General features: G+C 69.5%; 17 protein-coding genes and 3 tRNA genes. 9 read left to right on the plus strand and 11 right to left on the minus strand.

Features of this window, described 5'->3' with window-relative positions; genetic code table 11:
- Positions 1–5: 5 nt before the first annotated feature.
- Both AC1DYG_RS02120 and AC1DYG_RS02125 read left to right on the plus strand, forming a co-directional pair.
- Entirely contained in the window at positions 6–974 is a 969-nt protein-coding gene (locus AC1DYG_RS02120; RefSeq protein WP_477638248.1) for a polyphosphate kinase 2 family protein, read from the plus strand.
- A gap of 103 nt (positions 975–1077) precedes the next feature.
- Positions 1078–1452: a VOC family protein gene (locus tag AC1DYG_RS02125; protein WP_477638249.1), complete on the plus strand. Its 375-nt coding sequence runs from the start codon at positions 1078–1080 to the stop codon at positions 1450–1452.
- Here the strand turns inward: AC1DYG_RS02125 and AC1DYG_RS02130 are convergent.
- Both AC1DYG_RS02130 and AC1DYG_RS02135 read right to left on the minus strand, forming a co-directional pair.
- Entirely contained in the window at positions 1449–1793 is a 345-nt protein-coding gene (locus tag AC1DYG_RS02130) for a hypothetical protein (protein WP_477638250.1), read from the minus strand. The genes AC1DYG_RS02125 and AC1DYG_RS02130 overlap by 4 nt on opposite strands.
- A complete protein-coding gene (locus AC1DYG_RS02135) occupies positions 1793–3439 on the minus strand; it encodes an acyl-CoA dehydrogenase family protein (protein ID WP_477638251.1) in 1647 nt (548 codons plus the stop codon). Before AC1DYG_RS02135 ends, AC1DYG_RS02130 begins: the two co-directional genes overlap by 1 nt.
- 32 nt (positions 3440–3471) lie before the next feature.
- On the opposite strand from AC1DYG_RS02135, the gene AC1DYG_RS02140 reads away from it, so the two are divergent.
- The 4 genes from AC1DYG_RS02140 (at position 3472) to AC1DYG_RS02155 (ending at position 4971) form a co-directional block, all read left to right on the plus strand.
- On the plus strand, positions 3472–4632 hold the full coding sequence (locus tag AC1DYG_RS02140) for a YihY/virulence factor BrkB family protein (protein ID WP_477638252.1): 1161 nt from the start codon (positions 3472–3474) through the stop codon (positions 4630–4632).
- 32 nt (positions 4633–4664) lie between these two features.
- Positions 4665–4737, plus strand: a tRNA-Gly gene (locus tag AC1DYG_RS02145).
- Between the two features lie 23 nt (positions 4738–4760).
- Positions 4761–4831, plus strand: a tRNA-Cys gene (locus tag AC1DYG_RS02150).
- A gap of 65 nt (positions 4832–4896) precedes the next feature.
- Positions 4897–4971: transfer RNA gene (locus tag AC1DYG_RS02155), tRNA-Val, on the plus strand.
- Positions 4972–5058: 87 nt separating this feature from the next.
- Here AC1DYG_RS02155 and AC1DYG_RS02160 read toward each other — a convergent pair.
- The 6 genes from AC1DYG_RS02160 to AC1DYG_RS02185 form a co-directional block, all read right to left on the minus strand.
- Positions 5059–6048, minus strand: coding sequence for an alpha/beta hydrolase (locus tag AC1DYG_RS02160; RefSeq protein ID WP_477638253.1), 990 nt, complete (start codon positions 6046–6048; stop codon positions 5059–5061).
- Between the two features lie 127 nt (positions 6049–6175).
- Entirely contained in the window at positions 6176–7753 is a 1578-nt protein-coding gene (locus AC1DYG_RS02165; RefSeq protein ID WP_477638254.1) for an ABC transporter substrate-binding protein, read from the minus strand.
- Positions 7754–7849: 96 nt separating this feature from the next.
- Positions 7850–8683: an ATP-binding cassette domain-containing protein gene (locus AC1DYG_RS02170; protein ID WP_477638255.1), complete on the minus strand. Its 834-nt coding sequence runs from the start codon at positions 8681–8683 to the stop codon at positions 7850–7852.
- Positions 8667–10688 carry a dipeptide/oligopeptide/nickel ABC transporter permease/ATP-binding protein gene (locus AC1DYG_RS02175; RefSeq protein WP_477638256.1) on the minus strand — a complete coding sequence of 674 codons (2022 nt, stop codon included), beginning with the start codon at positions 10686–10688 and terminating at the stop codon, positions 8667–8669. Before AC1DYG_RS02175 ends, AC1DYG_RS02170 begins: the two co-directional genes overlap by 17 nt.
- Positions 10685–11614, minus strand: a complete 930-nt coding sequence (locus tag AC1DYG_RS02180; RefSeq protein ID WP_477638257.1) for an ABC transporter permease — start codon at positions 11612–11614, stop codon at positions 10685–10687. The genes AC1DYG_RS02175 and AC1DYG_RS02180 overlap by 4 nt, the downstream gene beginning before the upstream one ends.
- Before the next feature lie 201 nt (positions 11615–11815).
- Complete coding sequence (locus AC1DYG_RS02185; protein ID WP_477638258.1) at positions 11816–13756, minus strand: helix-turn-helix domain-containing protein; 1941 nt, start codon at positions 13754–13756, stop codon at positions 11816–11818.
- Positions 13757–13898: 142 nt separating this feature from the next.
- On the opposite strand from AC1DYG_RS02185, the gene AC1DYG_RS02190 reads away from it, so the two are divergent.
- Both AC1DYG_RS02190 and AC1DYG_RS02195 read left to right on the plus strand, forming a co-directional pair.
- The gene (locus tag AC1DYG_RS02190) at positions 13899–14702 is read left to right on the plus strand and encodes an alpha/beta fold hydrolase (RefSeq protein ID WP_477638259.1); all 804 of its coding nucleotides are present in this window, start codon (positions 13899–13901) and stop codon (positions 14700–14702) included.
- A gap of 28 nt (positions 14703–14730) precedes the next feature.
- Entirely contained in the window at positions 14731–16119 is a 1389-nt protein-coding gene (locus tag AC1DYG_RS02195) for an FAD-binding oxidoreductase (protein ID WP_477638260.1), read from the plus strand.
- A gap of 387 nt (positions 16120–16506) precedes the next feature.
- Here the strand turns inward: AC1DYG_RS02195 and AC1DYG_RS02200 are convergent, their stop codons facing one another.
- From AC1DYG_RS02200 to AC1DYG_RS02210, 3 genes are all read right to left on the minus strand, one after another.
- A complete protein-coding gene (locus tag AC1DYG_RS02200) occupies positions 16507–17583 on the minus strand; it encodes a TolB family protein (RefSeq protein ID WP_477638261.1) in 1077 nt (358 codons plus the stop codon).
- Between the two features lie 174 nt (positions 17584–17757).
- The gene (locus AC1DYG_RS02205) at positions 17758–18402 is read right to left on the minus strand and encodes a response regulator transcription factor (protein WP_477638262.1); all 645 of its coding nucleotides are present in this window, start codon (positions 18400–18402) and stop codon (positions 17758–17760) included.
- A complete protein-coding gene (locus AC1DYG_RS02210; RefSeq protein ID WP_477638263.1) occupies positions 18393–20147 on the minus strand; it encodes a sensor histidine kinase in 1755 nt (584 codons plus the stop codon). The genes AC1DYG_RS02205 and AC1DYG_RS02210 overlap by 10 nt, the downstream gene beginning before the upstream one ends.
- 103 nt (positions 20148–20250) lie before the next feature.
- Here AC1DYG_RS02210 and AC1DYG_RS02215 point away from each other — a divergent pair, with 103 nt between their 5' ends.
- On the plus strand, positions 20251–21249 hold the full coding sequence (locus tag AC1DYG_RS02215; protein ID WP_477638264.1) for an NHL repeat-containing protein: 999 nt from the start codon (positions 20251–20253) through the stop codon (positions 21247–21249).
- Positions 21250–21262: the final 13 nt, after the last annotated feature.

The raw sequence follows: 21262 nt of genomic DNA on the forward strand, positions 1-21262 counted from the left end.
CGTCAATGCGCAAGGGGAAGCACGACGCCAGGACCAAGGGCAGCAAGAAGTCCGAGGGTGACAAGAAGTCCAAGGGTGGGCCGAAGTCCAAGGTCGCGGGTCTGGACGCCACTGCTGCCTCCGACAAGGGAGTGCCCGAGCCGGCGGCCTTCGCCGACGCGCTGAGGGTCACTGACGGGTTCATCCTCGCGGACTGTGACCCACGTTCCACCCCGGGCTTCGACGGTGACAAGGCGGCCGGCGAGGAGGCTCTCGCGGCACGGGCGGGGGAGATCAGCCAGTTCCAGGAGCGGCTGTATGCCGAGTCCAAGGGCGACGTGAAGCGCTCCCTCCTCTTGGTCGTCCAGGGCATGGACACCTCCGGCAAGGGCGGCATCATGCGCCACGTCGTGGGCCAGATGGACCCGCAGGGCGTCAAGTACACCGCCTTCAAGGCGCCCACGGCCGAGGAGCGCAAGCACCCCTTCCTGTGGCGGATCCGCAACGCACTGCCCGGCCCCGGCCAGGTCGGCGTCTTCGACAGGTCGCAGTACGAGGACGTCCTCATCGTCCGGGTCCACGAGCTCGTGCCGCGTGCGACGTGGTCGCGGCGCTACGCCCAGATCAACGACTTCGAGGCCAAGGCCGTTGCTGACGGGACGACGGTCGTCAAGGTGATGCTCCACGTGTCGGCGGACGAGCAGAAGGCCCGTCTCACCGAGCGGCTCGAGCGCGAGGACAAGCACTGGAAGTACAACCCGGGGGACGTCGACGAGCGCCTGCGCTGGCCGCAGTACCAAGAGGCGTACCAGGCGGTGCTCGAGAAGACCTCGACCGACGCAGCCCCGTGGTTCGTGGTGCCTGCCGACCGCAAGTGGTACGCCCGGCTGGCGGTCCAGAACCTGGTCCTCGAGCACCTGGCGCTGATGGATCCGCAGTGGCCCCCGGCCGCCTTCGACGTCGAGGTCGAGAAGGACCGGCTGGCCAAGTCCTGAGCACCGCCAGCCGACCGATGAGTTTGCCGCGTCGTCTGGGTCGGTACTGATAGTCCTCACCACCGGGTCGTCACCGGCTCGTCGTCACACGAAGGGATCAGCCATGCTCCAGGACTCGAAGGCGTTCAGCGGCTTCTCGGTGCCCGACACCGAGGCCGCCCGCACGTTCTATGCCGACACCCTCGGGCTCGAGGTGACCGAGGCCAACGGCATCCTCACCCTTCACCTCGGCGGTGGGCACCGGGCCATCGCCTATCCCAAGCCCGACCACGTCCCGGCGGGGTTCACGATCCTGAACTTCCCAGTGGGCGACATCGAGGCAACGGTCGACGAACTGACCGATCGGGGAGTGGTCTTCGAGAAGTACGAGGGGACGCCGATGGAGACCGACGCCAAGGGCATCTTCCGCAAGGGTGGGCCGCTCATCGCCTGGTTCACGGACCCGGCGGGCAACGTCCTCTCCGTGATCGAGGACTAGCCGATCCAGAGCACCGGTGTGCTGATCGCCCCGGTGCCCCACAGGAGCAGCCAGACAGCAAGGACGGCGCCCACGCACAGACACCCGATCCAGACCTGTCGGATGCCCGTGGAGGGGTGCGCCTCCCCGCCGGCCCCGGCCCCCGCTCCGCGGGGAGTGGGCACGACGACGGCGCCAACGATGGTGCTGAGGACGATGATCGGCATCCCCATGACAAGCAGCGGGTCACCGATCTCGTAGAAGTCGCCCTGGAGGGCAGCGGGGAGCAGGATCAGGGCCGCCGTGATGAGCATGCCGAGGGCAGCGCCGATCAGGGCGCCCCGCGCGGGACTGCCCCGCATCAGCCGGCGAACGCGCGGTCGATGATCGTGCGCGCGTGCTGGGTCGAGAGTCCCGCGTCGAGGGTGCCGAAGGTGACTCCGTGCTGGCCTCCGAGGCGGCTGGCAACGAACGCGTCGGCCACCTCGGTCGGCGCGTAGCGGGCCAGCAGAGAGGCCTGGAGCGTCACCGCGAGGTGTTCCACGACGTGACGCGCACCCGCCTGCGCGCCCGGCTCCGCGGCATACGCGATCACGTCGTCGACGCGGGCGATGGCCTCGTCGAGGACGGTGCTGTGGCCGTGGGCGAGGGCAAGCTCCTTGCGGAAGGCCTCGACCGACAGGGGCTCACGGGTGATCGCCCGCAGGACGTCGAGGGCGTTGACGTTGCCCGAGCCCTCCCAGATCGAGTTGAGCGGCGCCTCGCGGTAGAGCCGGGCGAGGCCGTTCTCCTCGACGTAGCCGTTGCCGCCGAGGCACTCGAGCGCCTCGGCGACCATGGGTGAGGTGCGCTTGCAGACCCAGTACTTGCCGACGGCGACTCCGAGCCGCGACAGCGCGGTGTCACCCTCGTCGACGGCGTGGGCGAGGCGCAGCGCGAGCGTGGTGGCGGCCTCGACCTCGAGGGCGAGGTCGGCCAGGACGTTCTGCATGAGTGGCTGGTCGACGAGCAGGGCTCCGAACGCCGAGCGGTGGCGGGCATGGTGGATCGCCCGCACGAGGGCCGCCCGCATCGTCGACGCCGACCCGAGGATGCAGTCGAGTCGGGTGGCGGCGACCATGTCGAGGATCGTGCGGATGCCGCGACCGTCGTCACCGACGCGCACGCCCCACGTGCCGTCGAGCTCGACCTCGGAGGAGGCGTTGGACCGGTTGCCCAGCTTGTCCTTGAGTCGTTGCAGCGCAAAGGAGTTGCGCGCACCGTCGTCGAGCGCGCGCGGCACGAGGAAGCAGCCCACGCCGGCATCGGTCTGCGCGAGCACGAGGAACGCGTCGCTCATCGGGGCCGAGCAGAACCACTTGTGCCCGGTCAGCCGATAGGTCTCCCCGCCCTCGATCGGCCCATCCGGCGTCGCGACCGCCCGCGTCGTGTTGGCGCGGACGTCGGAACCGCCCTGCTTCTCGGTCATGCCCATCCCGACCAGCGCCCCGCGCTTGTCGGCCAGCGACCGCAGCCCGAAGTCGTAGCTGCGCGAGGCGAGCTGGGGCAGCCAGCGCCCCGCGAGAGTTGCGTTGGCCGCGAGGGCCGGCGCCGCGGCATACGTCATGGAGATGGGGCAGAGGTGACCCTGCTCGTTCTCGGACCACGCGATGAAGCCGGCTGCCCGCCGCACGTGCGCGCCGCTCGCCGCAGGCTCGGTCCACGGCTCGGCCGTGAGCCCGGCGCCGACGGCGACGGCCATGAGTGAGTGCCACGCAGGGTGGAAGACGACCTCGTCGATGCGTTCGCCGGTGGGGGAGTGGGTGCGCAGGACGGGCTCGTTCTCGTTGGCCTGAATGGCCCATTCACGTGCCTCGGCGCTGCCTGCCCGGGCGCCCAGCGCACTGACTTCGTCGTATGCCGCGGGGCTGGTCCAGCGTCTCAGGCCCTCGTCCAGAGCCGGCTGGGACGCGACCGTGTTGCACTCGGGCAGTGGGGGCACCTGGTTGGTGACGGCGTGGGTGGGCACGAGGGCACACTATGCCGGGATACCGTGACGGGGTGACACCCAAGGCCCGGCTACGCCGCGCGCTGCTGCGCGTGCCCGGCGCCATGCCCGCGGCCAAGCTGACCGTGGAGACGATCCGGGTCTGCCTGCGGTATCGCGTGACCGGTCTGGCGTCGGAGGCGGGCTTCTTCATGCTGCTGTCGCTGCCGCCTTTGGTGCTGGGGTTGTTCGGTGGTGTGGGCTACGTCGGTGGCTGGCTCGGCAACGACATCGTCAAGGACCTGATCAAGGGCATCCAGGACTTCTCGTCGGAGTTCCTCGTCGCGAACGTCGTCGACCAGATCATCCTGCCGACCGCGAACGACGTGCTGCAGAACGGTCGTGGTGACCTGATCTCGCTCGGCTTCCTGCTGTCGATCTGGTCGGGCTCGAGGGCGCTCAACGTGTTCGTCGACACGATCTCGATCATGTACGGGCAGTCGGGCGAGCGGGGGATCGTGCGGACCCGTGCACTGTCCCTGACGCTGTACTTCCTGTCGCTGCTCGTCGGGATCGTCGTCATCCCCCTGGTGGTGATCGGCCCGTCGTGGCTCGGTGACCTGCTGCCCGAGGGAGTGCACTTCCTGACCTACCTCTACTGGCCCGTGGTCAGCATCCTGGCCGTGGCGAGCATCGCGACGCTGTTCCACATCTCCACGCCTCGGCGTTCTCCGTGGCTGCGGGATGTGCCCGGCGGGGTGCTCACGCTCGTCATCTGGGTGCTCGCGTCGTTCGTCCTGCGTGGCACGTTGACGGCGTCGGTCAGCGGCGGGACCTCGATCTACGGGCCCCTGTCCACGCCCATCGTGCTCCTGATCTTCCTGTACGCCCTGGCCATCGCGGTCCTCATCGGTGCCGCCCTCAACGCCGCGATCCGCGGGATGTGGCCCTTGGCGGATCGGCTCTCCTTCCGCGCGCAGCTGGTGAAGCGGATCAAGGCCCGGGTGTCGGCGCGCAAGACCGCCTCGCTGCCCATCAACGCGCCGACCAGTGATGATCCGTCGGCGCTCGATGGGGCGCGGGACGAGCTGGCGTCTTCGGTGAAAGGGCTGCGGGACGAGGCGCGAAAGCCGCTGACCCCCATGCCTCGTGGGTCGGAAACCGCCGGGGACGACACCCAATTTGGAGACGACGCCGATGATCGGATAATGTCTGCACGCACGCGCAGCGGGTGAAAAACCCCGTTCAACACCAATAGCGCGTGTATGCGGATGTAGCTCAGTTGGTAGAGCGCAACCTTGCCAAGGTTGAGGTCGCCGGTTCGAGCCCGGTCATCCGCTCGGAGGGTTTTGACCGCCTTCACGGTGGAGTGGCCGAGAGGCGAGGCAGCGGCCTGCAAAGCCGCGTACACGGGTTCAAATCCCGTCTCCACCTCAGACGACTTGAACCCTGAGTCGAACCCAGCACCACCCAGCACGACGACCACCCAGCACGACCCCGGGCGATTGGCGCAGTGGTAGCGCGCTTCCTTGACACGGAAGAGGTCACTGGTTCAAACCCAGTATCGCCCACCATCGATAGACAGCCCCTGACCTGCGGAAATGCAGGTCAGGGGCTGTTTCGTTGTCCTTGCCCCATGGGAGGCTGAGCCTGACTCCGACTCACACGTCGACGGTGGCTGCCCGCTCGATGAGCTGGGTCAGGGCAGCCAGGGCTTGGTCGACGGCGGCCGCCGCGGCAGGCACCCGCGGCGCGAGCTGCCAGTAGGCGTGCATGAGGTCGGGGTGCTCGAGGAGGACGGTCTCGACGCCGTCGGCGGCCAGCCGACCGGCATACCACGTGGCGTCGTCGCGCAGCGGGTCGTAGCCAGCGCTGGTCACGATGGCCGGCGCCACGCCCGCGAGGCTGGCAGCGGCACCTGGTGCGGCAAAGGGCTGCGTGCGCAGGGCGATGTCGGGGACGTAGCAGTCCCAGTCGAAGGCGAGCGACGCAGTCGTCAGCAGGTAGCCCTCACCTCGTTCCCGGAACGAGCTGCCCCGCAGGGTCGGGTCGATGACAGGGTAGATGAGCAGCTGGGCGGCCAGCCGGATACCCCTGTCACGCGCGGCGATCGCCACACAGGCCGCCAAGTTTCCACCAGCGCTGTCGCCCACGACGCTGAGGGTCCGGTGCGGTTGGGCCGCGGCCCATTCCAGCACCGTCAGGCAGTCCTCGAAGGGTCCCGGGTACGGGACCTCGGGAGCCAGCCGGTAGTCGACCGAGACCACTCGCGCCCCGGTCCTCGCGGTCAGCGTCCGGACCTCGTGGTCGTAGGAGTCGAGGTCGCCACTGATGAACCCGCCGCCGTGGATGAAGACGACCACGTCCACCGCGACGTCGTGCTCAGGGCCGGGCTCGTAGATCCGGACGGGCACGTCGACCGGGCCCGGCACCACTTCGTCGTGCACGCGTCCGACGTGCGGAGAGACGACCGGGCCGCCACGGAGCATCTCCACCATCACCCCGAACGTGGCACGGGCGATGGTGATCGCAGCAGCGCCGACCGGAGCAGGACCGGCGGCAGCCGCAGCAGCATTCACCTCGTCCACGAGCGCCTGCGCCTCGGCAGCCAGCGGCACCTGGGTGACCTGGTCGGTCTCGGTGGTGGTCATCTCGCGTCCTCCGTGGTCAGGGTCGGGCCTGTGGTCGGGTGTGTCGGGCCGTGGTGTGGCATGTGGGGGCCGGTGCGAGGCAGCGCCGTGCGAGCGCTGCCCCGCACCGGGGATGCGGTGGGCGTGGTCAGCTGGCCGGCTTCCAGTCGAGGACGTCGACGACGCCGCCCTCGGTCACGTTGCCGGGCTTGGTGACGCCCTTGGTGAAGACGTAGTACGGGTTGGACCCGACCGGGATGAACCAGGCCTGCTCGACGGCCGCCCGGTTGAGGGCCTGGGCCTTGGTTGCCAGCTCGGACTCCGGGGCCGCCGCGAGCTGGTCGAAGGCTCCGAGCACCTCGGCGCCCTTGCTCTGGAACGGGTTCAGCGGCGAGACCGGAGAGGTGAAGTTCTGCAGGGCGTTGGTGAACATCGACCCTCCGACGTTGAACGACACCGCGGCGAACTTCTTGGAGGCCATGTCGGCGATGAGCTGGTTGAGGTCGGCACCGGTGCTCTTGAGCTTGACCTTCACGCCCACCTTGGCGAGCTGGGAGACGACGGCCTGCGAGACGACGTCACCGCCTAGCAGCGCCGTCGAGACGAGGTCGAAGGAGAACCCCTTGGCGTAGCCGGCCTCGGCCAGGAGGGCCTTGGCCTTGGCGGGGTCGTAGGGGTAGGCGTCGTCGAGCTCCTTGACGTAGCCGTCGGTGCCCTCGGTGGCGACCTGCGCAGTCGGCTTGTAGGCGGCGCCGAGAGCCTTCGCGACTGCCTTGCGGTCGATCGCGTAGTTGAGCGCCTGGCGGACGCGGACGTCCTTGAGGGCGGGAGCGGTCACGCCGTCACGGTCCATGAGGAAGATGGCCGAGGTGATGTTGACTCCGCCGATCACGTCCGCCCCGGCAGCCTTGGCCTGGTCAGCCAGCCGGTCGGAGGCGTTCATGTCGATGTCCACCTGGCCGCTCTTGAGCGCTTGGAGGGCGGCGTTCTGGTCGGGGATGATCTTCAGGACGATCTTGTCGTAGGTCACCCCGCCGGCGTTGTAGTACTTGGGGTTCTTGACGAACGTGTAGTGGTCACCGGCGACCGTCCCCGCGCTGTCGAGCGTGTAGGGGCCCGCTCCGTGGGTGGTGTTCGCCAGGGCCTTGGTGTCCTTGAGGCCTGCAGGACTGATGATGTCGCCCCAGTTGGCCGCCTGGCTGAAGACCAGCGGCAGGATCGGGTTGGGCTTGTCGAGCTTGACGGCGACGACGTCGTCACCCTTGGCCTCGAAGCCGGTGATGCCGTAGAGCCAGTGGCTCAAGGGGGCGGGTGTCTTGAGGTAGCGCTCGAGGGTGGCCACGACCGCGGCGGCGTTGACGGGGGTGCCGTCGGCGAAGGTGACGCCCTTTCGCAGGGTCAGCTCGAAGGCCTTGTTGCCGGTGCCGACGTAGCCCCACTTCTCGGCGAGGCCGGGAGCCATCGTCCCGTCGGACTTGGCGCGGATGAGCGGCTCGTAGGTGAGCCACTGGACGATGTTCTGCCCTCCGTTGCCGTTCTGGCCGGGGTCGAGACTCTGGGGCGGGAAGCCGAAGGCAACGGTGAGCGTGCCGCCCTTCACGGCGGCCCTGCCACCGCTCTGGGCGTCCTTGGCGACGCCGGCGCACCCCGAGGCCATCGTGGCCACGGCGGCTGTCGCCAGCAGGGAGGTCAGCAACCGCCTACGGCGGCGCGGTGTGGTGGTCATGGTGGTCCTCTTTCTGTATAAGGCTCAGGTGTTGTCCGGCTGGGTTGGAGTCGTGCGGGCGGTGCGGGGGTATGCCGTCTGACCGGGGTCCGGGGGTCAGGTCTCGGCGGTGGCGAGGCGCAGGTGGCGTCGGGCCTCGCGGCGTTCTTGCTGCTGCTGCGGGTGCGCGATCGGCGCGGCCGCCAGCAGCCGCTTGGTGTAGATGTGGGCCGGGGTCTCGCAGACGACCGAGGCTGAGCCCTCCTCCACGAGCACGCCCTGCCGGAGCACTCCGACCTCGTGGCAGAGGTGGCGCACCACCTCGAGGTCGTGGCTGATGAACAGGTAGGAGACGCCGAGGTCGCGCTGCAGGTCGACGAGCAGGTTGAGCACCTGAGCCTGGATCGACAGGTCGAGCGCGCTCACGGCCTCGTCACAGATCACCAGGCGAGGCCGGGGCAGCAGCGCCCTGGCGATGGCGATGCGCTGGCGCTGACCACCCGAGAACTGGCTCGGGTAGCGGTCGATCGCGGTCGCACCGATGCCGACCCGCTCCAGCGCCTCGCCGACCCTGCTGCGGACCTGCGCAGCAGAGAGGTCGCTCTGCACCTCGAGGGTCTCGGCGACCGACTGGCCGATGGTGCGGCTCGGGTTGAAGGAACCGTAGGGGTTCTGGAACACCACCTGGATGTCCTGGCTGAGCCGGCGACGGGCCGCACCAGTGACGTGGGTGATGTCGTTGCCGTCCAACAGGATCCGGCCGGACTCGACGGGCGCGAGGCCGAGGACGGCCTTGCCGAGGGTGGACTTGCCCGACCCCGACTCGCCGACCAGCCCGTAGGTCCGGCCCTGCGCGATGCTCAGGCTCACGTCCGTGAGGGCGGGGGTGACCGCGCGCCGGCGGCGGCGGTAGGTCACCGACAGGGACTCGATCTCAAGAAGCTCCGACATCGTGCAGGCTCCTCTCCGGGGTCGTGGCGGTCGTGGCGGTCAGCGGGTGGAGGCACCGCACGGCCGAGCCGCTGGTGGCGAGGGTGACCGGGACCGGCCCGGAGCCGCACGCCTCCGTGGCGAGGGCGCAGCGCGCCTGGAACCGGCAACCGGTCGGCCACGTGCCAGGAGCGGGCACCTGGCCGGGGATCGCTGCCAGCGGCTCCATCGGCGTGCTGCCGTGCGGGTTCGCCGCCAGCAGGGCTGCCGTGTAGGGGTGGCTCGGCGCGGCGAAGATGTCGGCGACGGTCGCGCTCTCGACGACCTGGCCGGCATACATCACCATGGCCCGGTCGCAGATGTCGGCGACGACGCCCCAGTCGTGGGTCACGATGATCAGGGCCATCCCCATGGTCGTCTGCAGGTCGCGCAGCAGGTCGAGGATCTCGGCCTGCACGGTCACGTCGAGCGCCGTGGTGGGCTCGTCGGCGATGAGCAGGTCCGGCTGACCGGCCAGGGCCCGGGCGATCGCGACCCGTTGCGCCATCCCTCCGGACAACTCGTGGGGGTGCTTGCGGGCCACGGCGGCAGGGTCGGGGAGCCGGACCAGGCCGAGCAGCTCCAGCACCCGGGCACGCAGTGCAGCTCCGCGGAGGCCCGTGTGCTGGCGCACGACGTAGCCGAGCTGACGACCGACGGTGAAGGAGGGGTCGAGGGCAGCCACGGGTTCCTGGGCGATGTACCCGATGCGAGTGCCACGAACCCGGCCCATCCGGGGCTCGTCGAGGGCGAGCAGGTCCTCGCCGTCGAAGGTGTACTCCTGGGCTGAGAGGGTGCCCTCGGGCGGCAGCAGCCGGAGCAGACCGGAGACGGTCATCGTCTTGCCGCAGCCGGACTCGCCGACCAGGCCGAGGGTCTCGCCGCGACGGACGTCGAGGGTGACCCGGTCCACGAGCGTCGTGTCGCCGACCGTGACGGTCAGGTCACGGACCGAGAGAAGGCTCCGTCCCGCGTGGTCGGCCTGACCTGCCAGGTATGCCGCGTCGCTGCGGTTGTCCGCGGGGCTGTCCGTCGCGTCGGACCGGGTGCGGAGGACCCGGGTCTGCATCGCCCGCCAGGACAGCGTGCGTCCGGCGAGGGTCGGATCGGCGGAGAGGTCGCGGACCACGTCGCCGAGCAGCCCGAGGGCCAGGGCCGTGAGGACAATAACCGCACCGCTGGGGACCAGCAGCCACGGCTGGGTGTCGATGGCCTGCGACGCGTCCGCGACGAGGCCACCCCAGCTGGGAGCAGGCGGCTGGATGCCCAGACCGAGGTAGTTGAGGCCGCTCTCGACCAGGAGCGCGGAGCCGGCGAGGAGGGCGGCCTGGATGATCACCGGGCCAGCGACCCGGGGCAGGACATGGCGACGGAGCACGTGCAACGGCGTCATGCCGGCCGTCACCGCGGCGGTGACGAACTGCTCGGCGCGGACCTCGATGGTCGATGCCCGCACCACCCGAGCGAGTCCGGCGGAGGCGAGGAAGCCGAAGGTGATCATCGCCGCGGTCTCGTTACGGCTGAAGACCGCGAGGACAACGAGCAGGATGACGACGATCGGGATCGACATCAGCATGTCGCACACCCGCATGACGAGGCGCTCGGTCGCGCCCCCGGCATACCCGGCGAGCAGACCCAGCCCGAGGCCCATGGCGACGAACACCGCGACGGCCTCCAGGACGGCGGGGAGGCTGACCTGCCCGCCATGGAGGATGCGCGACAGGATGTCGCGGCCGAGCTGGTCGGCGCCGAGCCAGTGGCTTGCGCTCGGTCCGCTGTAGGTGGCGACGAGGTCCTGCTCGAGAGGACCGTACGGTGCGACGGCGGAGGCGAAGAAGCTGCCGAGGGTCACCGCGAGCAGCCAGGCGACACAGAGTGCGCCGAGCGGCCGTCGTAGCACACGCCTCAGCATGCTGAGGCCGATGGCCCGGCGAGGGGCGCTGCCCGGGGTGGCCGGCGCGAGGGCGGCGGCGGTCTCGGCGGTCATGCTGCCTCGATCCTGGGGTTGAGCCACGCGTACGCGAGGTCGGTGGCGAGGTTGAGGACGACGACGATGAGGGCGTAGGCGACGACGACGCCCTCCAGGACGGGTAGGTCGTGCTTCGCGGTGGCCGTCACGGCGAGGCTGCCGATGCCCGGGAGGGCAAAGACCTGCTCGACGAGGATCGTGCCGCCGAGGAGGCCGACCATGATGAGGCCGAGGACGGTCACGACCGGGACGGCTGCGTTCTTGAGCCCGTGCCGCAGCAGGATCGCGCGGGGGCGGACGCCGTTGGCGCGCAGCACCCGGATGTACTCCTTACCGAGGACGTCGATCATCGCGCCGCGGGTCTGCTTGGCGACCATGGCGATCCCGCCGACGGCGAGGGCGATGACCGGGAGCACGAGGCAGACGAACCAGGCTGCGGGACTCTGGGTGAGTGGCACGTAGCCTGTGGCAGGGAACAGGGGAAAGCGCACCGCCGCAACGAGGACCAGGAGCAGCGCGAACCAGAAGGTCGGCACGCTCATGCCGAACAGCGACAGGGCGTCGACGGCGCGGGCCACCCAGCCGCCGACGACGGCGCTGAGCGTGCCGAGCCCGACCCCGACCACGGCGCACACGAGGGTGGCTCCGAGGATCAGCGAGAGGCTGACACCGGCACGCTGGGCCAGGATCGTCGAGACGGACTCACCGGTGAACAGCGACTCGCCGAAGTCCCCGCGGACGACGCCCGACAGCCAGCTGGTGTACTGCGTCGCCAGGGACTGGTCGAGGCCGAGTTGGGTGCGGACCTGCTGGTACGCCTCGGGGTTGGTGTTGGTCCCGAGGACCGTGCGGGCGGCGTCACCGGGGGTGAGCCAGGCAAGCACGAAGGTGAGCGCCGACACGAGCAGGACCATCGGTGCCGACCAGAGGAGGCGCTGAGCCACGATCCGTCGCATGTCCGCCACTCCGTTCCAGACCTGCCGACCCTCGTTGGCCGGCGAGAGTCATCGGACCACGGGAGGCCTGACCACCTGAACGGAGAAAGAGTCCACACCCTGACCCGGACATGGGGGATACCTGTCAGTCCGTGCGGTGGAGTGATGCGGAGGTGTGGCGGAGGTGCGGGACTGGACCGCCTGTCAGAGTCAGTCGGAGGGGGAGCCCTGGCCGACGGTCGCGTCCAGCCGGCGCAGTCGCAGTGCGAGCTGGAGGTCGAATGCGCGCTCCGGGTCCTTCCAGTCCTCGCCGAGCACCTCGGTGATCCGGTCGAGGCGCGCGTACAGGGTGTTGGCGTGGACGTGCAGGCGGGCGCAGGTGTTGGCGTGGTGGCGTGACTCGGCGAGGTAGGCCTCGAGCGTGGGCACGAGGTCGCGTCGGTGGGCGCGGTCGTGGTCGACGAGCGGTCCGAGGGTGGCCTGGACGAAGACGTCGATCTCACCGCGTCCGCTGCGACTGAAGACGGTGCGGTAGATGCCCAACTCGGGGGACAGGGCGCAGGAGGCCGTGCGGCCGAGTCCTCGCAGGATCGCCGTGCACTGGTCGGCGCTGCGGTAGGAGTCGCGCACTCCAGCCGTACCCCCGTCACTGGGGGCAATGCCGGCCGTGCCCGGGAGCTGGCCTCCCGCCAAGGCCTCCAGTCGCGTTCGCACCGCGGTGAGGTCGTCCTCGCGGAGCAGCGCGACTGCCCGGCCCGCATGTTCCGCCGACCAGCCGCCCAAGGCCGAAGCAAGCCGGCCGACGAGCGACGCTGCCCTGGCGGCGTCACCCGGCGTGGGGGAGAGCACGACGACCGACTGCACGGTGGCGAGGTCGACGCCCGCAGTGCGGGCGCGCCGTCGCAGCGACTCCTCGTCGAGGCTGCCGAGCAGCACGGCACTGACGAGCTCGCCCCGCGCGCGCAGCTCTGCCTCGCCGACGGCCCGCTCCGAGGCGATGGTGAGCGCGATGACGGTGCTGCCCGTCTCCAGCAGGCGCAGCTCGTCGGCATTGAGGGGACCGTCGGTGCGCGCCACCACCGAGCCGACGATCCGTTCGCGCAGCGACACCGGGGTGACTGCGAGGTGCTCGCCCTCGACCTCCACCGCACCACTCGCCGCGCCGTGCTCGGTGAAGTGCTCGGCGACGGACGGTGACCCGAGCAGCTGGGCCAGCGTCGGTGGCATGTGAGTCGAGCCCGAGCCGGCGTGGGCTCGGCCTGAGGCAAGCGCCTGGTCCTGCTCGTCGTAGACCGCGATCCTGGCGGCCAAAGCGTCCTCGAGTGCGTCGGCGACCTGGGCTGGCCCACCCCCTCCGAGAACGACGCTCATGAGGCGGTCGTGCAGCCGGATGGCGCGCTGGTTGGCTTCGGCGGTGTCACGCAGCCTGACGTTGCCCTCGGCGAGCTCCTGCGCGGCAGAACGGGTTTCGTCGAACAGGTGGGAGTTGCGGATGGCCACGGCTGCGTGCGAGGCGAGCGCAGCGAGCAGGGCGACCTCACGGTCGGCGAACTCGCGCGGGCTGCGGTCGGCGGCGAGCAGGACCCCGATGGTCGCGTCGCCCTGGAGGAGCGGGACGCCGAGGATGCCGCCGAGCTGCTCGCTCTCGGCAGCACGGTCGAGCCACGACGTGTGCTCGATCGCGACGTCCTTGACGTAGTTGGAGGTCCAGATGGGTACTCCGGTGGCCAGCACCCGACCGCCCAGGCCCTCGCCGGGGCCCAGCTCGATGCCGCGCATCACCGTGCCGAGCGACCCGTCGATGGTCTCGATCCGCAGCTTGCCGTCGGCCTGGAGCAGCATGAGGTAGGCGACGTCGACCGCGAGGAAGCGGCGAGCCTGCCGGGCCACCTCGGCGAGAGTCTCGGACGGGTCGCGTAGCGTGGACAGGCCCCGGGCGAGGTCGTTGAGGACCCCGAGCTCCTCGGCGTGCCGCTTGTGCTCGCGGAGCAGGTCGCTGAGCTGACGGGCCCTGGCTGCGTCCTCCTCGACACGGCCCCGATCGTCGTCGGGGGCAGAGCCGAGGAGGGTGCTGCGATGGGTGTCGAGCTCGGCGCCCGAGGCGCCGGCGAGCAGCAGCTCGAGCCAGCCGCGTCCGTGAGCTGTGGCCATAGTGCTCCCACCTCTCCGTGGCTCCGGCACCGTTGCCGTCAGGACGATTCAACCACCCGGAGGCTCGAACGTCGGAGGAATGCTCCCGTGCCTGTCCTCGACGCCGGTGGTGTGATGGGGACATCGACCAGAGGAGTTCGAGATGCCGCAGTTCCAGACGAGCGACGACGTGACGCTGGCCTACACCGACGAAGGCGTGGGCACGCCGGTCATCCTCGTCGCCGGGTTCACGGCGCCGGCGACGAGCTGGTACTTCCAGGAGCAGGCGCTGCTCGCAGCGGGGTACCGCGTGATCGGCTTCGACCGGCGCAACCACGGGCTGTCGGAGACGCCCACCCACGGCCAGCGCCTCTCCCGACACGGCAAGGACCTGCACGAGCTGCTCGACGCACTCGGTCTCGACGCGGCATACCTCGTCGGTGGCTCCATGGGCGCGAGCGCGATCTGGGCCTACCTCGACTTGTTCGGGTACGACCGCTGCCTGGGCATGGCCTCCGTGGACCAGACGCCCAAGATGCTCAACGCGGACGGCTGGGACAACGGCTTCTACGGACTCACGCCCGAGAACGTGGGGACGTTCTTCGAGGCCGGGATCCCCCAAACCGGACGAGGCTTGGGCATCGAGAAGACCCTGGTCGGGCTCTCGGCCATGGCGGCAGCCATCGGTGCGATGCCCGTCATGGGCGATGCTGCCGACCCCGTAACCCGCCCACTGCTGCAGGACCACGCCGCGGCGGACTGGCGAGACGTCCTCGTGCGGTCCACCGTGCCGATCCTCATGATCGCCGGGGCCGACAGCCAGTACTGGCCGTCCGACCACGCCACCTGGATGGCCAAGGAGAACCCGCTGGTCAGCGCCGTCGTCATCGACGCCTGCGGTCACGCCGCCAACTTCGACGAGCCGGACGCCGTGAACCGCGCGCTTCTGGCCTTCGTCGGTCGCTGACGGTTCCTCGGGGAACGCAGGAGGGGACATGATCGAGGACCTGGTGTCGACGCTGCCCGCGGGCGCCGTGATCACGGCCACCGAGTCGATGGCACGTTATGCGCACGACGAGGCGGAGTGGGCTCCGTATGGCGCGCCGCTGGCCGTCGTCCGGCCGTCCTCGACCGCGGAGGTCGCCCAAGTAGTGTGTTGGTGCATCGCGGAGGCAGTGCCGATCGTGGCGCGGGGCGCCGGGACCGGGCTTTCCGGAGCGGCGAACGCCGTGGACGGCTGCGTCATCCTCTCGATGGAGCGGATGGCCGCTGTCCTCGAGGTCAACGAGGCCGAGCGCTGGGTCCGTGTCCAGCCCGGAGTCGTCAACGACGACCTGCGCGCATCCGTTGCGGGACAAGGACTCTGGTACCCACCTGACCCGGCGAGCTCGCCCTGGTCGACCATCGGCGGCAACATCGCGACGAACGCGGGCGGCATGTGCTGCGTCAAGTACGGAGTCACGGGCGACTACGTGCTCGAGCTCGAGGCCGTCACGGGAACTGGTGACGTCGTGCGGGTCGGCCGCAGGACCGCCAAGGGTGTCGCCGGGTACGACCTCCGGGGCCTTCTCGTCGGGTCTGAAGGGACTCTCGCGATCGTCACCGAGGCGACCCTTCGGCTGCGGTTGCTTCCGTCGCCGGCCCGAACCGTGGCGGGGTACTTCGGCTCGGTCGTGGACGCCGGCCGGGCGGTCGCCCTCGTCGCGGCGTCCGGCGTCGTCCCGTCGGCGCTGGAGCTGGTCGACCGCTACTGCCTCGAGGCCGTCGATGCCTGGAAGCACATGGGCCTCGCCGTCGACGCGGAGGTCGTGCTGATCGGGCGCACCGACACGCCTGGAGCCGCGGGAGACGCCGAGGCCGCCGAGCTGGTGCGTTGCTTCGAGGAGGGCGGCGCGACCTTCGCGGCGCAGTCATCGGACGAGCAGGAAGCCGAGGCCCTGTTTGCCGCCCGGCGGCTCGCGTACCCCGCCCTGGAGCGGCTCGGACCGGTGCTGACCGAGGACGTGTGCGTCCCGATCGGGATGGTCCCCGAGATGCTCCTGCGTATCGAGAAGACCGCGAAGGCCCACGACGTGCTCATCGCCAACATCGCCCACGCAGGGGACGGCAACCTGCACCCCCTCATCATCACCACACCGGGCGATGAGGCGGCCCAGGCTCGGGCCAAGGCGGCCTTCGAGATCATCATCGGTGACGCGCTGGATCTTGGCGGCACGGTCACGGGCGAACATGGCGTCGGACTGCTCAAGATGAGTGGCCTTGCTCGCGAGCTCTCCGCACCGGTCATCCGGATGCACCACGCCGTGAAGAAGGCGCTCGACCCTCACGGGATTCTGAACCCAGGCAAGGCGATCCCGTCGCTCGACTCCGTCATCCGGCCTTGACACTTCTCGAGTCGGCCGGGCCTACTTCGATCCACGTCTGGGGGGAGGCCTCCACGAGTACGCGTTCACCACCGATGGCTCGGCCACCTGCATCCACGGCGGCGGGTTATCGGGGTGAGTGACTAAAGCTGTGACGACGACCACGGATGTGAGCGGACGTCGGCGGACGGTGGGGGAGTGGTGCGTGCTCAGAACGACGTCGACGGACGTCTGCGGACCGTGTGAAAGTCGTTGACACGGACGAGGTCACTGGTTCAGACCCAGTATCGCCCACCAACACGAAACGGCCCCTGACCTGCGGAAACGTAGATCGGTGGCCGTTGCCGTAGCCGCGCATTCGGGCCGTGGCCGGCGGTCGTCTGGCGCAGACTGTGGCTGGGTTGGGGCTCAGGTCGGGGGACGGGTTCCCCAGTCAGGGTTCCCTGAGTTTCCGTGCGTGAGCTGGGTGAGGTTGCTTCCGTCGATGTTGGCGGTGTAGACGCTGCGACCCTCGCCGGATGGTTCGTTGACGATAAAGGCTATCTGCTTGCCGTCGGGTGACCACGTCGCGTCGAAGCAGCCGCGCGACTTTGGGTCCGCTTTGGGTCCGCCGCAGGGGATGGGGCTGTCAAAGTGGATTTCGTGCAGGCCGCTGCCGTCGGCGTGGACGACCCAGATGGCAGCGCGCGCACCAGCGTTGACGCCTTGCGCGAAGACGATCTCGTTGCCTTGAGGTGACCAGTCGCCCCATTTGTTACCGCCGAGCAGAGCCCCAGTCGGAGTGATCTGCTTGAGACCAGTTCCGTCGGCGTTGATGACGAAGAGTCCCACTGATGACCCGTCGTGGTTGAAACGCGCGAACACGATCCGTTTGCCGTCGGGCGAATAGCTGCCTGGGCGGTCGTCGAGAACAGGGCTAGCGGTGACCTTGCGCAGATCCGACCAGTCCGATGCGCGGATCGTGTAGATGCCGGAGTTCTGGTCGGCCGAGTTGAGGCTGTCGCATGCCAACCGCTGGGCATCGGGTCGCCAGACGAAGCAGTCCATGAACACGCCCCCGGAGTTCGGGATGTCGACGACGGCGCCGGTATCGACATTCACGACGTGGCCGGCGATCGTTCCGGACGCGGCTGCCATGCCGGCGATGGACTTTCCGTCGGGAGACCATTGCGGGGCTTCGAACGGCGCGGGGGACGCCAACGTGACGACGCCCGTCCCATCAGGGTTCATGATGGAGACCACGGACTCGTAGGGGGCCTTGTTGCGCAGCTCAAACGCGATCTGACCGTTCTGCTGGGTGGTTTTTGCCGTGGCAGGCGGCGCAGTAGCAGCGGAGGTGGTTGCGGTGGCGCCCCGAGTGTCGCTGCTACACGCCGCGGCGGTCAGGGCGAGCAGCCCGACACTGGTCGCGATGGCTATCCGTCGCCGACGCCCCAAGGCTCGAGCGCGCGTCGAGGTCGGGGGTGCGGGCTGTCTGGATGTCATGGCCTGGCGTCCCTTCGTGATTCTTCGAGGATTTCAAGGCTCGCCGATCGGGACCGCCCAGACATCCGGGTCAACCCGCGGACCACCCACATCGAGGCTTGTGGCCAGCCACACCCTCGGCCGCGTCGCCGTGCCGGGCTCGACTGCGGTGAGCCTCGTCGGATGCCCTGGTGATCAGGTGCGAAGGAAGGTGAGAACGGCCAACACCCGACGGTGCACATCGGCGGTCTCGGGCAGTCCGAGCTTGAGGAAGATCTGGGTGATGTGCGCCTCGACGGTTCGTTCGGTGACCACCAGTCGGGAGGCCAGGGCTTTGTTGGACATGCCCTCGGCGACGAGGCCAAGCACCTCGCGCTCACGCGCGGTGAGAGGCCCCAACGGGTCGACACTCCGGCGTCGCCCCACCAGCTGGGCCACGATGGTCGGGTCGATGACGCTCTCGTCGTCGGTGATCCTGCGCAAAGCGTCGACCACCGTGGCGATGTCGAAGACTCGTTCCTTGAGGAGATAGCCGATCCGCTCGGTGTGGTCCGTCAGCAACTGCATCGCGTACGCGGGTTCGACGTACTGGGACAGCACCAGGACGCCCACCTCTGGATGGGCTGCGCGGATCCGACCGGCGGCCACGAGTCCCTCGGTCGTGTGGGTCGGGGGCATCCGGATATCGACGAGGGCGATGTCTGGCCCGGTCTGGTCGACCAAGTCAAGAAGTTCGGCGGCGTCCGAGGCCTGCCCGACCACCTCCACACCAGCCTGTCCAAGCAGGGCGACGATGCCGGCCCGGGTCAGCAGGGTGTCGTCGGCCACCACTACGCGCACGGGATCTCCAGCCGACAGGTGGTGGGCTCGAGGGTAGTGGTGCCCCCGAGAGCACCAACTCGGTCGACCAGATCCATCATCGGCGAACTGCGCGGCGTGCCGTTGTCGTGGAGCACCAGCACCACTCGAGACTGCTCGCTGTGCACGAACACCTGGGCGCTGGTGGCTCCCCGGTGGGAGGCGTCTTCGACCGCCTCGACCACGGCGAAGTATCCGGCGGCCTCCACGGATGCCGCGTGGCGTTCCTGGTCGGCAACCCGCAGGTCGATCGGGATCGGTGCGACATCGGCGAAGCTGCGCAATGCCTCCGCCAGACCCACTTCGGCCAGAGCTGCGGGAAAGATCCCCCGGGCGAGCTCGCGCAGGTCGCCCAGCACCTGCTGGGTGATCTCGGTCGCTCGGCGCAGGCTCGTCTCGGTGCGGTCGTCGCCCTCGGCCGCGGCGGTTGCGGTGGCGAGGCGAACGTCGTAGGACAACGCCAAGAGACGCTGTTGGGCGCCGTCGTGGAGGTCGCGCTCGAGCCGTCGACGTTCCAGGTCGCCTGCCTCGACGAAGCGCTCGCGCGAGGCGCGAAGCTCATCCAGGCGGGCCAGGCTCTCGGCTTGGAGCCGCTCGTTGTCCAGGCCCAGCCGGACCGCGGATCCTAGGTGGTTCTCAAGGTGCTGGTTCGTGCTCGCGTGCGTGACGACGGCGATGGCTCGGCCCTGGCGGGTCAGGGTGGTGACCTGACGCTCGTCGCCAGGATCATCCTCGGTTACCCGTCGACCTCGGGCGTCCACCAGGCGCGTCGGGTCCTCCACCGGGTAGGCAAGGCGGAGCCCGGGATCGCCCAGCGCGCTGCCAAGCGCTGCCTCCATCCGCCCGGCGACCGGAGTTGCGGCCAGCTCGGAGGCCAGTCGGGCCAGGGCTTGGCGCCTGCGCTGCTGAAGGACGACGCCGAGACACAGCCCGCCGGCGAGCAGGCCGAGACCCACACACGTGACCAGGTTCAGGCCGTAGAGGATGTCGTTGGACGGGTCCTCCTTGGGTCGCTGCAGGCTCACTGCGGCGTGGGCCGCGACAGACGCCCCCACAACTATGGCCGGGGCGGCCAGCGGGAGTGACCGACGCCGCATGCTTGACGGCCTGGCTGCCAGTTGAGCCACCCCGAGGCCGGCCAAGAGCAGGCCCGCCCCCGCGACGAACCATCGTTCGATGGTGTCGACGCCCCGAACGAGGTCGGGCGAGCTGTGGACGAGGAAGGGGTTGACGGTGCAGTTGGCGAAGCAGCTGGGGTCGAGATAGGGATCCCGGAAGAGTGCCAGGAGGACCGCTGCTGCCACCGATACGCCATACGTGGCGACGACGAGGGTGCGCCACCGGCGGGCCGGGCGGGTGAGGCCTCGGACGACCAGGTGCAGGACAAGGGGCAGCGTCATCCCTGTGCCCATCAGGGCGATGCCGCGCACCAGCGGGGGCCCCTCTGTCCACCCGACGAGAGTGGGGCAGAACCAGGTGAGCCCGATCAGCTGAGCGAGGTCGCCCTCGGCGGCCGGCCTGCGACCCAGCGAGGTGACCAGGCCTGCGGCGACGAGGGCCGTGCCGGTGGCAAGCGTCAGGATCGCCGACATGCTGGAGCGGCCGGCATACGAGGTGTAGCGGCTGGGACCGGTGGCGACGGAGAAGGCGGCCGCCCCGACAAGGATCACCAGGACCCCCGCGCAGATCCGCAGGGTGTCGACCAGCGCCGTGCGCCCGGGCACCATGGCCGGATCCTAGCGATCCAGGTGGTGGCGTGTTGCGGATACCGGATGCGGTGTCCCGGCCGGCTCCCTACGATCGGGGACACGCGAGGGGACGGAGAGGGCCATGTCCACAGCAGTCGATGGACGGGCCGCCCTCGTCGGCTTCGTCCTCGCCCTGAGCTGGGTGGCCGTTGCGTGCGGGGGTACCCCGGGCCGAGTGAGCCCGGCCGGGACGACAGCAACGAATCTGCCGAAAGCGTTTGAGGTCGTGGCGCGCTACTCCGCGACGACGCTGGGGCTGAAGCGTCCCGACGCTCTCGCGCTCGGGCCGGACGGCAACCTCTACCTCACCGACAGCAGCCAGCGGGTGAGCGTCATCTCCGCCGATGGACGACCGCTGCGTAGCTGGGGGAGACCGGGCAAAGGGCCGGGCGCGTTCAACTTCGTCGGCCCCGACCCGTCGGACCCGGCCGGGGTATCGGGGAAGATCACGGTTGGCCCGGACGGATCGGTCTACGTCTCGGACAGCGGCAACGCTCGCGTTCAGGTCTTCACCCCCCAGGGCCGATTCCTCCACGAGTTCGGAAGCTACGGTTTCCGTGCCGATCAGTTCCAGATTCCCTTCGACCTCGTCGTGGATCGTTCCGGCAACGTCTACCTCGTAGATGACCAGCGACAGACAGTCAGCAAGCTCACACCGAGCGGCACGCTGGTGTGGCAGATCGGTGGGGGCTCCTCTGGTCGCGATCCCGACCTCGTCGGGAACTTCCACCTGGTGATGATCGACGTGCACGACCGGTTGGTGGTCGCCAACGACAACGCCGGCCGGATCCTCTACCTGGACGGCAACGGTCACACCGTCGACGCATTCGGTGGCAGCGGACTGCTCAGCGAGTACGGCCCCTGCGACGTCACCGTGGACGACCTCGGCGACACCTACGTCAGCCCGTGCAGGCCCGGGCCCACCTATGTCTTCGACCGCGAACACCGTGTCGTGGCAACGTGGCCCGTTGCGGAAGGAGCACTGGCGACGGCGCCGCGTTTCGGACGCGACGGCAGGGGATTCGCCCTCGGCATGGACGGCTCCATCCTGGTCGTCCGCCCGACCTTGGGGCGACCGTGACCAGGTCCAGGCG

The sequence above is a fragment of the Pedococcus sp. P1_H8 genome (genome assembly GCF_056405175.1).

What these genes read in the sequence shown, in the direction of transcription:
- AC1DYG_RS02120 (WP_477638248.1), top strand. Translation starts at nt 6, where the DNA reads ATGCGCAAGGGGAAGCACGACGCCAGGACCAAGGGCAGCAAGAAGTCC.
- AC1DYG_RS02125 (WP_477638249.1), top strand. Translation starts at nt 1,078, where the DNA reads ATGCTCCAGGACTCGAAGGCGTTCAGCGGCTTCTCGGTGCCCGACACC.
- AC1DYG_RS02130 (WP_477638250.1), bottom strand. Translation starts at nt 1,793, where the DNA reads ATGCGGGGCAGTCCCGCGCGGGGCGCCCTGATCGGCGCTGCCCTCGGC.
- AC1DYG_RS02160 (WP_477638253.1), bottom strand. Translation starts at nt 6,048, where the DNA reads ATGACCACCACCGAGACCGACCAGGTCACCCAGGTGCCGCTGGCTGCC.
- AC1DYG_RS02165 (WP_477638254.1), bottom strand. Translation starts at nt 7,753, where the DNA reads ATGACCACCACACCGCGCCGCCGTAGGCGGTTGCTGACCTCCCTGCTG.
- AC1DYG_RS02170 (WP_477638255.1), bottom strand. Translation starts at nt 8,683, where the DNA reads ATGTCGGAGCTTCTTGAGATCGAGTCCCTGTCGGTGACCTACCGCCGC.
- AC1DYG_RS02175 (WP_477638256.1), bottom strand. Translation starts at nt 10,688, where the DNA reads ATGACCGCCGAGACCGCCGCCGCCCTCGCGCCGGCCACCCCGGGCAGC.
- AC1DYG_RS02185 (WP_477638258.1), bottom strand. Translation starts at nt 13,756, where the DNA reads ATGGCCACAGCTCACGGACGCGGCTGGCTCGAGCTGCTGCTCGCCGGC.
- AC1DYG_RS02190 (WP_477638259.1), top strand. Translation starts at nt 13,899, where the DNA reads ATGCCGCAGTTCCAGACGAGCGACGACGTGACGCTGGCCTACACCGAC.
- AC1DYG_RS02195 (WP_477638260.1), top strand. Translation starts at nt 14,731, where the DNA reads ATGATCGAGGACCTGGTGTCGACGCTGCCCGCGGGCGCCGTGATCACG.
- AC1DYG_RS02200 (WP_477638261.1), bottom strand. Translation starts at nt 17,583, where the DNA reads ATGACATCCAGACAGCCCGCACCCCCGACCTCGACGCGCGCTCGAGCC.
- AC1DYG_RS02210 (WP_477638263.1), bottom strand. Translation starts at nt 20,147, where the DNA reads ATGGTGCCCGGGCGCACGGCGCTGGTCGACACCCTGCGGATCTGCGCG.
- AC1DYG_RS02215 (WP_477638264.1), top strand. Translation starts at nt 20,251, where the DNA reads ATGTCCACAGCAGTCGATGGACGGGCCGCCCTCGTCGGCTTCGTCCTC.